The following is a 12,837-nucleotide window of genomic DNA, read 5'->3' on the forward strand; positions in this document are numbered from 1 at the left end:
TCCAATTTATTATAGAGCCCTAATTTATTATTTCGAACAGCATAATCAATCGTATTTGCAAAGGCTAAAGTTGGCAAAACGATTATTAGCAATTAATAAATTAGTACCTTTATATATATCTGACAAAGTTGTCCTCTTCCCTATAAAACATCAACGTGCACCTTTACAAACTTACATCAACGCATTAACAATTATTGGATTAACTTCTACTACAAATGGCGTCATCATTACTTTTGAAAATAATATCCAATTACGCGTTGATGAACCCTATTCATTAATTTATAAAAAATGGCAAGAAAGTACATTATTGTATCATTTAGTACAAAAAACTATGCAGATTTATTAAATTTATATTCTAATAATTTTTTTGTAAAAAATGCAGTAACTGATTTAATGAGTAATAAACTTACGATTGCAAGAAGTACTGCACCTATTAAAATTAGGATCACATTTATAACTGGCATTGAAACTTGTGGATTTATAAAATAATTCACTGCAGTAAGACTTGTAATAAACCCTGTTAAAAATAACCCTAGCAAGAAAGCATAAATGAGTACCATTCCTATTAGTAAAAATAACAATGTGGTACTTGCTACTTCTTTTTGTTTAAATATATTATTTTTTAAAAATTGATTTGCGTACTGAATTGGTTTGCGATATTTCTTTGACTGAATATCCCCTTCATTATCCTCAACCTCATTATGGTAATGCGTTAAATTATTTTGTAATAGCTTTTTTTCCTTTTTATTTAAAAACCACAATTGCTTTTTAACTTTCTCTTCAAATTCTGTATGTTTCATACTATGTGGTTATCTCCTTCTAGTATTATTTCTTTTAAATTTTAGCGAAGTTCTCATTTACTTACAAGTTAAAGATCTAAAGCTTTATTATATAAAAATGCTCCGTTTCTATATGAAAGAGGTTGATTTAGAGAATCTACACACTACACACAGACATGAAAATGTTAATTGTATGTAGAAGTTCTAATCAATATCTTATAGAACGGAGTTATTTTTAATTTTTAAATTTTAAAGAATTGATAAACCTGAGCTTTGAATATCCTTAGCGAAACCTTTTACAGTATCAACTGATAATTCATTAATATCTCGACCTAAATTAGTATTTACTTTATTAACTACATCTGCTGGACATGTAATAATGTCGGCACCAATTTCATCTGCTTGAATAACATTAAATAGTTCACGACAACTTGCCCATAATAATTTAACGCCTTCTTTACTATGCGCCACATCTACTGATTCTTTCATCAAAGGTAATGGATCAACACCAGTATCTGCTATTCTACCCGCAAATACTGAAATATATGTAGGTACTCCTTCAGTTACCGCTTCAGTAATTTCTTTTACTTGCTCAATAGTGTACACTGCAGTAACATTTAAACGCACATTGTCAGCTGATAATTTTTTTATTAACGGAATTGTTGATTCGCCTTTAGTATTCACAACTGGAATTTTAACAAAAACATTATCACCATATTGTTTTAATATTTCAGCTTCTTTTTCCATAGTTTCTAAATCATCAGCGAATACTTCAAATGAAATAGATGCGTCTGGAATTTCTTTAACCGCTTCTTCAGCGAATGATTTATAATCTGTTACACCTGCTTTAGCCATTAAGCTAGGATTAGTAGTGAAACCGTCTACCTCTTTATTTTTATATGCTACTTTCATTTGTTCAATATCTGCGCCATCTGCAAATACTTCGACATTTAATTTTGCCATTTCATTCTTCCTCCTTTAAGTTCGATTACGATGATAGTTAAATTACATCACAATAGATTTCTTATATGTATATGCTTCTTTTCATATGATGATCAGACTATTCCGCATCAATAAAATATTTATAAATTATTTATATCATTCTTAGAAACACTTGGCGAATGTTTTGCTTTTTAACAAAATTAATTATCAAATTCACTAGTCACTATTAAATGTTAATTAAAATATGGTAATATGATTAGATGATATTAGGTAGGAGGAACATTATGTCTAAGCCAAAAAAATACTTCTATATCTCAATAATTTTACTCATCATAAGTTTTTATTTTAATACATTCAACCCGCTATTAAGTCAGCAAATTACTTCTGTTAAATATTTACTTATTGCGTGTAGTATCATTAATGTAATTATATTAATTGCTTCTATTATATTTTCAGATAAAGCAATTAAACATTTAGGTGATAAACAAGGATGGATAAGAATTGCGAGTAAAATTTTGCCAATAATCATTTTATTGGTGATTTTATTCCATATCTATGCCTCAATTAAGACATTTGGTATATTGTCGTAAAATTTTTCAAATGCCAGAACTAACTTACTAATTAATAAAAATTAATGATTAGTGTTTAACGTAATAAAAATAATGAATAGGTGTGACAAAATGCAATATTTATTTGTGTTTATTGGGGGCTTATTTGGAGCATTATTAAGATATGTCTTATCAACTCTTAATGCCGATTCTGGATTACCACTCGGTACATTAATTGCGAATATTGTGGGTGCATTTTTAATGGGATATTTATCTTCGTTATCCATTCAATTTTTTAAAAACAACCCACTAATTAAAAAAGGTGTCACAACGGGACTACTAGGTGCTTTAACTACCTTTTCAACCTTCCAATTTGAGTTAGTTACAATGTCACAAAATAATAGTATCGCTTTGCTCTTTATCTATGGCTTAACCAGTTATATAGGAGGCATTCTTTTCTGCTGGTTAGGTGTTAAATTAGGTGGGCAACCTACATGATACATATACTACTTATTATGGTAGGTGGTGGCATTGGTGCTGTTATCAGAGCTTGGTTAACAGATGTCTTTAAAAGTAAAACATCGTCACCTATACCGATTGCAACTTTAATAGTCAATCTCGTTGGTAGTTTCTTAATTGGCTTCGTATTTGGGATAGCTCAAGATTATCAATTATTTTCACTGTTTTTTATAACTGGCGTCCTTGGAGGGTTAACAACCTTTTCAACTATGTCTTATGAACTCGTCCAATTTATTTCGCCAAGTTTTAAACCTGTTCAATTTTTTAGTTATTCTATTTTACAATTTGTAATAGGTTTTATCTCATGCTTTATTGGTTATTCGATATAAATAAATACACTTCATAGTTTTAAGATTAAATCTTGCAACTATGAAGTGTATTTTTATATTTTCACATTTTTATTAATGTCCCTCAAATGTTGCTGGATCAGGACCAATGCGTTGATCTTTGTTTAGAGAATCAATTCGTTCCATTTGTTCATCTGTTAGTTCGAAATCAAAAACATTAATATTTTCCTCTATTCTTTGAGGTGTAACTGATTTAGGAATTACGATGACACCATGTTGCATGTTCCAACGAATGACGACTTGTGCTGCCGATTTATTAATTTCTTTACCAATTTGATTAAGTGTTTCATCATCTAAGATTTGGGCATTCATAAATGGTGACCATGACTCCATATGGATATTTTGTACTTCTAAATATTTACGTAGTTTATTTTGAGTAAAATTTGGATGAAATTCTACTTGGTTGATAACTGGCTTAATAGAAACTTGAGCTAATAATGCTTCAAAGTGTTCTGCATTGAAGTTACTTACACCAATATTTTTAACCTTATCATCTTTATATAAATCTTCCATACCTTTCCATGTATCAATCATTATTGCTTCATTTGTACCAGGCCAATGAACAAGATATAAATCTAAATAATCTAGTCCTAATTTATTGATACTTGTTTCATAAGCATTTGCAACATTTTCACGCCCAAAATTTTCAAAATATAGTTTTGATGTAATGAATAAATCTTTACGTTCTAACCCAGTAGCTTCCAGACCTTCTTTAATGCCTAAACCAACTTGTTCTTCATTACCATATACTTTAGCTGTATCAATACTACGATAACCTGAGACAATTGCATGCTTAACTGCTTCCTTACATTTATCATTATTTTCTACTCTAAAGGTACCAATTCCAACTTTAGGCATTGTGTGACCATTATAAAATTCAATTGTTTCCATAAAAGAAACCTCTTTTCTTTATATTTTAATAATTACTACTCTATTCCCAAAATTGTCCATATTGAAAACTTTAATATTAGTTTATTATTTTAATAAGCTTCTCCTCAAAATAAAAAAATCCGAGATATAACCATATCTCGGATTAATACTAATTAAATGATTCAATTTTATCCATAACATTTTGTAATTCATCTACGTTATATTGAATACGCCCATGGAATACAAACTTATTAAAGAACTCATCTAATTGATCAGGTCCCACTAGAACTTTAACACTTGAACTTTGTGCATAATTTGAAATCGTTACGTCTCCATCGTGTTTAGGATTAAAGTATAAAATCGCAGTTGGCGTATATTTAGCACCTAATTGTGTTTGCAAGTCTGACGCTAACTTTTCAATTGAAGTAAGTTGATCTGAGTAATTAACGAATGACAATGAAGATTTATCTTCATTTTGATCGAGTACTAGTGTTTGAGGTGACTTAGCATCTAAATCTAAAGTACTAAATACTTGTTCCATCATAGGCAATTCGTTAAATTGCTTACCACTTATACCTTGATAAACATGCCCTTTTAATAGTTGAGAATCTATAATATATAGACCTGTACGCGTAAGTACAAGGTGACTAATGCGTTCAATATCATTGAATTCATTACTTGGTAAGAAGATGTTTGCCATTATATGCATATCTTCAGGTCTAATACGTTTTTCTTTCACTAAACGATCTCTAATTCCAATTAAGCGCATATCTGTAACATATTCACTTTTGTTTTTTGAGAATAGTTTCAATGCATCAATTTCACGATCTTTACCGCTTACAGTTGCATCAAAATCTTCTTTTTGTTTAGTAACTTGCTTTTTATTTTGTATGCGTTCTTTCTCTAGGGCTTCGTCATGTGACGCTTTCATTTGCTTTTCTTTTAAGTCGTATTCTTCTTTTGTTTTCTGTTTAATATTATTTTTACTTTTAAGTGTAACTAAGAATAATATTAAACAAATAATTGCAACTACAATTGCTACGATTAAACCAATTTCGATTGGTCCAAATGAATTCATTAAATCAACGCTCCTTTAATCTATCAGTAAATCTAATTATAATGGAAACTATCTATAATTTCGACAATTTCTTTATATTATTTAAAGCGTTTATTAAGCTTGAACAGCATCTTTTAATACATTGACTTTATCTAATTTCTCCCATGGTAACAATACATCTGTTCTACCAAAGTGACCATAAGCAGCAGTTTGTTTGTATATAGGATGCTTTAAATCTAACATTTTAATGATACCTGCTGGACGTAAATCAAAGTTAGCTCTAACAGCTTCAACAAGTTGAGCTTCTGAAACTTTGCCCGTTTTAAATGTATCAATTGAAATTGAAACTGGTTCAGCCACGCCAATAGCATAAGCAAGTTGTACTTCACATTGGTCTGCTAGTCCTGCAGCAACAATATTTTTAGCTACATATCTTGCCGCATAAGCTGCTGATCGGTCTACTTTAGTTGGGTCTTTACCACTAAAGCAACCTCCTCCATGACGTGCATAACCACCATAAGTATCAACAATGATTTTACGTCCTGTTAATCCAGCATCACCTTGAGGTCCACCGATAACAAATCTTCCAGTTGGATTGATAAAGAATTTCGTTTCATTATCAATTAATCCTTCAGGAACTGTTGGGTATATAACATGTTCTTTAATGTCACTTTGAATTTGTTCTAACTCAATGTCATCCGCATGTTGAGATGATACTACAATCGTGTCAATACGCTTAGGTTTATCTGATTCATCGTATTCAACTGTTACTTGAACTTTACCGTCCGGTCTTAAGTAGTCTAAAATTCCATCTTTACGTACATCAGATAAACGTTTAGCTAATTGATGAGATAAAAAGATAGGTAAAGGCATATATGTTTCTGTTTCATTTGTAGCATATCCGAACATTAAACCTTGGTCACCGGCACCAGTAGCTTCAATCTCTTCTTCTGAAATATCATTTCTGTATTCAAGTGCTTTGTCAACACCTTGTGCAATATCAGGTGACTGCTCATCGATTGCAGTTAAAACTGCCATAGTTTGGTAATCATAACCATATTTAGCACGAGTATAGCCAATACCTTTAATTGTTTCTCTTACAACTTTAGGGATATCTACATATGTTGATGTAGATATTTCACCTGAAATTAGAGCCATTCCAGTTGTTACAGTAGTTTCACAAGCAACACGTGCATTAGGGTCATCTTTTAAGATTTCATCTAAAATGGCATCAGATACTTGGTCAGCAATCTTATCTGGATGTCCTTCTGTCACTGATTCTGAAGTAAATAAACGTTTATTGTAAGTCATGATTTGCTCCTTTTATAACTATATTTACGAAAATTCTCTTTTAAATGTGAGCTCAAAAATAAAAGAGCCTTCTTCACTATTCAAGACAGAGAGAAGGCTCTTAAACGTCCATTCGCTCTTATCGTTCAGACGAGTATATGTCTGCAAACGGTTTGGCACCTTTCTTTTAAAAAAAGAGGTTGCTGGGTTTCATTGGGTCCATGTCCCTCCACCACTCAGGATAAGAGAATCCGTTAAGAACTATACTACCTAATTCATTTATTAATGTCAATTTTGTTTTTACATGTTTTTTTGTCTTTTCCAGGTGGAATAATTACGGCATTATGTTATACTATTTTCATGTAAAGGCTTACAATATTGAATTTTTATAACACACGCTGGAGGGATTGGGTATGTCAGTAGATACATACGGCGAAACACCTAAAATAAAAAAATTATTGGAAAAAGAAAGCTCTCTTTTTCAGCTTTCAACAACTCAACTTTATTACAAAATTATGAATAATAATGAAGGAGAATTAACTGAACTTGGTGCTATCAATGCGAGCACTGGCAAATACACTGGACGTTCACCTAAAGATAAATTCATTGTTACAGAACCTTCTTATAAAGATAATATTCATTGGGGAGATATCAATCAACCTATCGATGAAGAAACTTTCTTAAATCTTTACTCTAAAGTTTTAGACTATCTTGATAAAAAAGACGAACTTTACGTTTTTAATGGTTATGCAGGTAGTGACAAAGACACACAATTAAAACTTACAGTTATCAACGAACTTGCATGGCACAACCTTTTTGCTCAAAACATGTTTATCCGCCCAGATTCTAAAGAAGAAGCTAGTAATATAAAACCTAACTTCACAATTGTTTCAGCACCTCACTTTAAAGCTGATCCTGAAGTTGATGGAACTAAATCTGAAACTTTTGTTATTATTTCATTCAAACATAAAACCATTTTAATTGGTGGTACAGAGTATGCTGGTGAAATGAAAAAAGGTATCTTCTCAGTAATGAACTATTTGCTTCCAATGCAAGATATTATGAGTATGCATTGTTCTGCGAATGTTGGAGATAAAGGAGACGTAGCTTTATTCTTCGGATTATCAGGTACAGGTAAAACAACTTTATCAGCAGCACCGGATAGAAAATTGATTGGTGATGATGAACACGGTTGGAATAAAAATGGTATTTTCAATATTGAAGGCGGTTGTTACGCAAAAGCAATCAACCTTTCTAAAGAAAAAGAACCTCAAATTTATAACGCGATTCAATACGGTACTATATTAGAGAATACTGTGGTTAACGAGCGTGGTGTTGTTGATTTCGATGATAATTCATATACTGAAAATACACGTGCTGCTTATCCAATTCATCACATTGATAATATTGTATTACCATCTAAAGCAGCACATCCTAATACAATAATTTTCTTAACTGCTGACGCATTTGGTGTACTTCCACCTATTGCTAAATTAACTAAATCTCAAGCGATGTACCATTTCTTAAGTGGTTTCACTTCTAAATTAGCTGGAACTGAGCGTGGCGTTACTGAACCAGAACCATCATTCTCAACTTGTTTTGGTGCACCTTTCTTACCACTTAACCCTATTAAATATGCAGATTTATTAGGTGAGCTAATAGATAAACATGATGTTGATGTATACTTAGTTAACACTGGCTGGACTGGTGGTAAATACGGCGTAGGTAGACGTATTAGTCTACATTACACTCGTTATATGGTAGATCAAGCAATTAAAGGTAAATTGAAAAATGCAGAGTTTACAAAAGATGAGAAATTCGGTTTAAGTATTCCTACTGAAATGGAAGATGTTCCAAAAACAATACTTAATCCAATTAATGCTTGGAGTGATTCTGATAAATATCGCGCTCAAGCGGATGACTTAATCCAACGTTTTGAAGAAAACTTCAAAAAATTCGGTCCAGAAGTTGAAGAAATTGCTAACACTGGTGGCTTTAACAAATAATTAAATATTTATTAAAAAGACAACGTATAAGGCATACTGTACTGAACCCTTATACGTTGTCTTATTATATTTCTTCACATTTCGTCATCCATTGATGCACATAATCGAGCGCTAATTTCATTGCTTGTGGTCTAGGTACATGCCCTTCATTAAGTTGATAAAATGTATCATGAACAACACCTTTTAATTTCAATTGTTCTTCTAAGTAATAGGCATGATGAATACCTACTTGTTTATCCTTGCCACCATGAACGATTAAAATTGGTGGACTATTAGAATCAATAAGTTTTATCGCATCTCTTTGATCATAAGATTCTTTATTTTTGGAAGGATGTCCTACCATTCGACGCAACATCCCTCTTAAATCAGCACGTTCTTCATACATCAAGTGCATGCTTGATACACCACCCCAGATGATGTAACTATCGACTGGGTAATCTTGATAGGTAAGTAGTCCTTGTATTCCACCTCTTGAAAAACCAATCATGTGTATATATGCATTAGGAAATCGTTTTTTAAGTATCTTTATGAGATAGGTAACATCTTTTAAATCAGCGTTAGCAAACTCATCTCTACCTTCACTTCCATTACTTCCTCTATAATAAGGACCTACAACTAAGGTATTATCATTTGCAAACTGCATTAGTCTTGCTGCACGTACACGTCCGACTTGTCCCTTACCTCCTCGCAAATATACTACGATTCTTTTTACTGTCTTCGTTAAAGGACACATCTGTAATGCTTTTACTTTTAAGCCATCAACTTTATAAGTAATTTCATCAAATTGATGCGTTCTTGATGCTATAGGCATTTTTTTAGTCGCGATAATATCCAAGTTCTATCATCCTCTCGACACATTTAAGAATTGCATTATCTTGTATTAAATAACTTTGTTTATCTAATGGAATGGAATTAATATTATCAAATAATAATGGCCCTCTCGTTTCTAAATAATCACTTTTCTCTTTTAATGATTTAATCTTCACGATATATACATCTTTTTTGAAAATTGAGTTATCGAATGTATGAACCTGATATTGAGCAATATAATCTATCGTTTCAGGTATGCCTCCTGTTTCTTCAAAAAGCTCTCTCTTGATAGCTTGTATGCTTTCTTCTCCTTTTTCAACCTTACCACCCGGGAACTCTATGCCACGTAATTTATGTTGGGTAAATAGTAACTGACTCTGATATAACGGAATAGCTAAAACATGATTACCATCTGGATGGTCGTTGTTAGTTTTGTAATACATTGTGACACGTCTATTATCTTTATCTAGAAACTCCATGTTCCATACTACTCCCTTCAATATGTTAAACTTATTTATAATCGTATTACTTGTTGGAGGCCTATAATGTTAAAAAAATTATTTCTTGGAATAATCCATATATATCAACGCTATATTTCACCTATAACACCACCCACATGCCGATTTTATCCTACGTGTTCAGAATATACACGAGAAGCGATTGAAGTTTACGGCCCACTCAAAGGCGGCTACATGGGAATACGTCGCATTCTTAAATGTCATCCACTACATAAAGGTGGGTTTGATCCAGTTCCTTTAAAAAAGGATAAACATAAACATAGACACTAATTTAATTTAAGTAATTTTGATTTATCGATTTGAGGGGGGTGAAATGAAATCATCCCCTCTTTTAATTTACCGACACCTTGCGTGAAATCGTCAGTAAAATAATAACCATCTGGGGTTACATCCCCAGGATAATCACCCTCTCGAGCTAATAATGCAGTAAAGTAACGACTTAGTCCATATTCGTACATTCCACCTATAACCACTTTAATATCAATTGATTTCAATTCACGAATCAATGATTGTACTCTATCAAGTCCACCCACTCTAAATGGTTTAACAATCACTACTTTAACCGGGAATTGGTTAACAATTGAGATAATACTATTGATATCAGTAGCTTTTTCATCAATTGCAATTGCAGGGTATTGCGTATGATTAATGTTTAAAGTTGAAGACAACGATTTAAATGGTTCTTCTATATAAAGTATATTTTGGTCATTTATAGATTCTAGTTTTTGAAAATCAGAAACATCGAGTGACTCATTAGCATCTAATGCTAATTCAAAATCATAACGCAATATGTCATCTAAAAGTGTGATGTCATCATTCAGTTGACCTGTCCATTTCAACTTTATACGTGTGGGTTGAGTTTGTTTTAAATACTCAAGTTGTTGTGTACTTAAGCCACTTATCGTTGCACCATATGCTACTTTAAACTTCCGTAAATCATGATACATCTGATAAATCGCCATAACTACAGTACTTCTCGCTGTGGGATAATTGTCAAGTATATCTAAATATGGTTTCCAATCTTCATATACATGAAATGACTTATGTATGACGCTTTCCGCCCATTGAGAAAGTGTTTCTTTAACTGTATCAATCGTCTCTGCGGCATACCAATCTGATTCAAACGCATTACATTCACCGTAATAAGATTGATCATCATCACTTAAAAATTCAACAATAAGCGCTTTACGATGCGTCATTTTAACTTTAGGAGTTACAATTGGATTTTTAAATTCGTGATTGTAAAGATAAAAATTTACTGCTTTAATCTTCATATTATTGTCCTTTATTAATCATTTTGTTGCGTTGTAATTTACCTGTAGAAGTGTATGGTAAACTTTCAACCTGATGAAAGGCTTTGGGTACTTTATATTTTGCCAAATACGTTTTCAAATATTTAGTTAATTCTATTTCTGGAATTGTATCATCTGAAACATAATATAGTACTGGTATTTGACCCCATGTCGCATCCTCTTGCGCTACACATACAGCGTCATTAATATCTGAGTGTGTTTTAGCAATTGTTTCAATCTCATAAGGATAAATATTTTCCCCACCACTTATGATCAAATCTTTGCGACGATCATAAACCATCACAAATCCTTCCTCATCAATTTCTGCTATATCACCAGTCTTAAAGTATCCATCCTCAAAAGTATCGCTCAACCCTGTTGGATATAAATAACCGTTCATTACATTGTTCCCTTTTATGAGAAGTTCGCCATGACCTTCACTATTTGGATGTTTAATACGTACATTAACGTTTTCGCTTGGTTTGCCAACAGTATCATACCGTTGTGCAAGCATCTCGGGTGTAGCAGTTAGAAATTGAGAACACGTTTCTGTCATTCCAAATGAATTGTATATCGGCAACTGATCATTTAGCGCTTCATCAATTAATGTAGATGACAATTTGGCGCCTCCAAGTAGGATTTTTTCAAGTGAGAAAGGCTGATTTAATCCTGCATCCATAAGCCATTTAAGTGTTTGTGGCACTAAAGATACATGTGTAGGTCTTTCTTCTTTAATAATCGCTAACATCGTTTGCGTATTATATTTTTCCAGTATACGTACCGTAAAACCCTCGATTATAGAACGTAACAACACACTGAGCCCTGAAATATGATATATCGGTAAAACAGATAACCATTTAGTGGTTTCATCATATCCTAAACTTTTTTTACAACCAATCGCACTTGCATAATGATTTTTAAATGTTTGTGGTACTGCTTTTTGAGGCCCTGTCGTACCTGATGTAAACATGATTGATGCAATATGTTCATCATTAAATGTTTCGTCATTGGTATGACTTGGATATTGTTCTAATTCAGATAAATGTATCACATTGAAATGCGACAAATGAAAAGGTTGCGTCGTAAATATAGTTGTAATATTAATGGAATTCATTTGATTTATCATTTCAGTTTCTGTTAATCGTGTGTTTAACATTGCTATTTCAACATTAGCTAACCAACACGCGTTTATAAGCGTAATAGACTCAATATCATTCTTAATGTACAATCCTACTCTATTCAAATTCAAAGAAACTATATGTTCTGAAATTGAAAGTGCTTTATCATATAATTCTTTAAATGTTATAGAATGATTTCCATCTGTAACTGCTATCTTATCTCTATTTTTAATACTTTGCTCTTTTAACCAAAAATCCACTTTTCATTCCTCCATATACATACATTATAATTATAACGATATTTGAGTTAGTTAGCATTGGTTGTGTTTAAGAAGCAGCATATTTCAATGATATTAGCTTATTACAAATTGACATTTTGGAAAATTTCAATTATTAAATAATGAATTAGCTATATTTTTTAAATTAAAAAAGAGTTTAAAGTGATGATTACCACTTCAAACTCTGATAAGCTATGATATTCAATTATTGCCTAGCCTCATAGTAGGCTGGCTACTGGTTTCAATGTATTTCGTTTTATAAGCTCCACGCATTGTCGTTGACCTAAATATATTATAATATTTTTATATAATAAAATCAACATAAATTTTATCCACTAATTCTTCCATTTCACCTTCAATCGATAATTGAATAATGCGATCATGATTGTAACTTAAAGATATTCAATTTTTTAAATCTATCAGTATTTTTAATTTGATATAAAAGGGCTCTATAATAAATTGG

At 31.9% G+C, this 12,837-nt stretch carries 15 protein-coding genes and 1 riboswitch; of the genes, 6 read left to right on the top strand and 9 right to left on the bottom strand.

The annotated features are described in order from the left end of the window. Nucleotides 1-346, top strand: a 346-nt coding sequence (locus F1592_RS10135) for a competence protein ComK (protein ID WP_149809739.1), incomplete at its 5' end; no start/stop codon positions are given. On the opposite strand, the gene F1592_RS10140 is transcribed toward F1592_RS10135, so the two are convergent. Continuing rightward, nucleotides 330-800, bottom strand: a complete 471-nt coding sequence (locus F1592_RS10140) for a hypothetical protein (RefSeq protein WP_053016791.1) — start codon at nucleotides 798-800, stop codon at nucleotides 330-332. The genes F1592_RS10135 and F1592_RS10140 overlap by 17 nt on opposite strands. A gap of 228 nt (nucleotides 801-1,028) precedes the next feature. Further along, a complete protein-coding gene (locus F1592_RS10145) occupies nucleotides 1,029-1,742 on the bottom strand; it encodes a transaldolase (RefSeq protein WP_149809738.1) in 714 nt (237 codons plus the stop codon). Nucleotides 1,743-2,005: 263 nt separating this feature from the next. On the opposite strand from F1592_RS10145, the gene F1592_RS10150 reads away from it, so the two are divergent. The 3 genes from F1592_RS10150 (at nucleotide 2,006) to F1592_RS10160 (ending at nucleotide 3,117) form a co-directional block, all read left to right on the top strand. Beyond that, a complete protein-coding gene (locus F1592_RS10150) occupies nucleotides 2,006-2,311 on the top strand; it encodes a hypothetical protein (protein ID WP_037536945.1) in 306 nt (101 codons plus the stop codon). Nucleotides 2,312-2,401: 90 nt separating this feature from the next. Further along, entirely contained in the window at nucleotides 2,402-2,767 is a 366-nt protein-coding gene (crcB, locus tag F1592_RS10155; protein ID WP_053016795.1) for a fluoride efflux transporter CrcB, read from the top strand. Further along, the gene (locus F1592_RS10160) at nucleotides 2,764-3,117 is read left to right on the top strand and encodes a fluoride efflux transporter FluC (RefSeq protein WP_053016797.1); all 354 of its coding nucleotides are present in this window, start codon (nucleotides 2,764-2,766) and stop codon (nucleotides 3,115-3,117) included. Before crcB ends, F1592_RS10160 begins: the two co-directional genes overlap by 4 nt. Before the next feature lie 72 nt (nucleotides 3,118-3,189). Here the strand turns inward: F1592_RS10160 and F1592_RS10165 are convergent, their stop codons facing one another. From F1592_RS10165 to metK, 3 genes are all read right to left on the bottom strand, one after another. Continuing rightward, a complete protein-coding gene (locus F1592_RS10165; protein WP_149809737.1) occupies nucleotides 3,190-4,026 on the bottom strand; it encodes an aldo/keto reductase in 837 nt (278 codons plus the stop codon). 148 nt (nucleotides 4,027-4,174) lie between these two features. Beyond that, nucleotides 4,175-5,083: a hypothetical protein gene (locus tag F1592_RS10170; protein WP_037538584.1), complete on the bottom strand. Its 909-nt coding sequence runs from the start codon at nucleotides 5,081-5,083 to the stop codon at nucleotides 4,175-4,177. Nucleotides 5,084-5,176: 93 nt separating this feature from the next. Continuing rightward, nucleotides 5,177-6,373, bottom strand: a complete 1,197-nt coding sequence (gene metK, locus F1592_RS10175; protein WP_037538587.1) for a methionine adenosyltransferase — start codon at nucleotides 6,371-6,373, stop codon at nucleotides 5,177-5,179. Between the two features lie 115 nt (nucleotides 6,374-6,488). Next, nucleotides 6,489-6,600, bottom strand: a riboswitch (SAM riboswitch). A gap of 165 nt (nucleotides 6,601-6,765) precedes the next feature. Here metK and pckA point away from each other — a divergent pair. Beyond that, on the top strand, nucleotides 6,766-8,358 hold the full coding sequence (gene pckA / locus F1592_RS10180; protein ID WP_053016801.1) for a phosphoenolpyruvate carboxykinase (ATP): 1,593 nt from the start codon (nucleotides 6,766-6,768) through the stop codon (nucleotides 8,356-8,358). A 64-nt stretch (nucleotides 8,359-8,422) separates the two neighbouring features. Here the strand turns inward: pckA and F1592_RS10185 are convergent, their stop codons facing one another. Then, nucleotides 8,423-9,193: an alpha/beta hydrolase family protein gene (locus tag F1592_RS10185; protein WP_149809736.1), complete on the bottom strand. Its 771-nt coding sequence runs from the start codon at nucleotides 9,191-9,193 to the stop codon at nucleotides 8,423-8,425. After that, nucleotides 9,174-9,647: an RNA deprotection pyrophosphohydrolase gene (gene ytkD / locus F1592_RS10190; RefSeq protein ID WP_053016805.1), complete on the bottom strand. Its 474-nt coding sequence runs from the start codon at nucleotides 9,645-9,647 to the stop codon at nucleotides 9,174-9,176. The genes F1592_RS10185 and ytkD overlap by 20 nt, the downstream gene beginning before the upstream one ends. Nucleotides 9,648-9,713: 66 nt before the next feature. Here ytkD and yidD point away from each other — a divergent pair, with 66 nt between their 5' ends. Continuing rightward, nucleotides 9,714-9,956 carry a membrane protein insertion efficiency factor YidD gene (gene yidD / locus F1592_RS10195; protein ID WP_053016806.1) on the top strand — a complete coding sequence of 81 codons (243 nt, stop codon included), beginning with the start codon at nucleotides 9,714-9,716 and terminating at the stop codon, nucleotides 9,954-9,956. Here yidD and menC read toward each other — a convergent pair. Together menC and menE are read right to left on the bottom strand one after the other, a co-directional pair. Continuing rightward, nucleotides 9,953-10,960, bottom strand: coding sequence for an o-succinylbenzoate synthase (menC, locus tag F1592_RS10200; protein ID WP_149809735.1), 1,008 nt, complete (start codon nucleotides 10,958-10,960; stop codon nucleotides 9,953-9,955). The genes yidD and menC overlap by 4 nt on opposite strands. Before the next feature lies 1 nt (nucleotide 10,961). Beyond that, on the bottom strand, nucleotides 10,962-12,356 hold the full coding sequence (menE, locus tag F1592_RS10205; RefSeq protein ID WP_053016810.1) for an o-succinylbenzoate--CoA ligase: 1,395 nt from the start codon (nucleotides 12,354-12,356) through the stop codon (nucleotides 10,962-10,964). Between the last annotated feature and the right edge of the window lie 481 nt (nucleotides 12,357-12,837).

The sequence above is a fragment of the Staphylococcus sp. GDX7P312P genome (genome assembly GCF_008385775.1).
In the GTDB taxonomy this organism is placed as follows: domain Bacteria; phylum Bacillota; class Bacilli; order Staphylococcales; family Staphylococcaceae; genus Staphylococcus; species Staphylococcus haemolyticus.

What these genes read in the sequence shown, in the direction of transcription:
- F1592_RS10140 (WP_053016791.1), bottom strand. Translation starts at nt 800, where the DNA reads ATGAAACATACAGAATTTGAAGAGAAAGTTAAAAAGCAATTGTGGTTT.
- F1592_RS10145 (WP_149809738.1), bottom strand. Translation starts at nt 1,742, where the DNA reads ATGGCAAAATTAAATGTCGAAGTATTTGCAGATGGCGCAGATATTGAA.
- F1592_RS10150 (WP_037536945.1), top strand. Translation starts at nt 2,006, where the DNA reads ATGTCTAAGCCAAAAAAATACTTCTATATCTCAATAATTTTACTCATC.
- crcB (WP_053016795.1), top strand. Translation starts at nt 2,402, where the DNA reads ATGCAATATTTATTTGTGTTTATTGGGGGCTTATTTGGAGCATTATTA.
- F1592_RS10160 (WP_053016797.1), top strand. Translation starts at nt 2,764, where the DNA reads ATGATACATATACTACTTATTATGGTAGGTGGTGGCATTGGTGCTGTT.
- F1592_RS10165 (WP_149809737.1), bottom strand. Translation starts at nt 4,026, where the DNA reads ATGGAAACAATTGAATTTTATAATGGTCACACAATGCCTAAAGTTGGA.
- F1592_RS10170 (WP_037538584.1), bottom strand. Translation starts at nt 5,083, where the DNA reads ATGAATTCATTTGGACCAATCGAAATTGGTTTAATCGTAGCAATTGTA.
- metK (WP_037538587.1), bottom strand. Translation starts at nt 6,373, where the DNA reads ATGACTTACAATAAACGTTTATTTACTTCAGAATCAGTGACAGAAGGA.
- pckA (WP_053016801.1), top strand. Translation starts at nt 6,766, where the DNA reads ATGTCAGTAGATACATACGGCGAAACACCTAAAATAAAAAAATTATTG.
- ytkD (WP_053016805.1), bottom strand. Translation starts at nt 9,647, where the DNA reads ATGGAGTTTCTAGATAAAGATAATAGACGTGTCACAATGTATTACAAA.
- yidD (WP_053016806.1), top strand. Translation starts at nt 9,714, where the DNA reads ATGTTAAAAAAATTATTTCTTGGAATAATCCATATATATCAACGCTAT.
- menC (WP_149809735.1), bottom strand. Translation starts at nt 10,960, where the DNA reads ATGAAGATTAAAGCAGTAAATTTTTATCTTTACAATCACGAATTTAAA.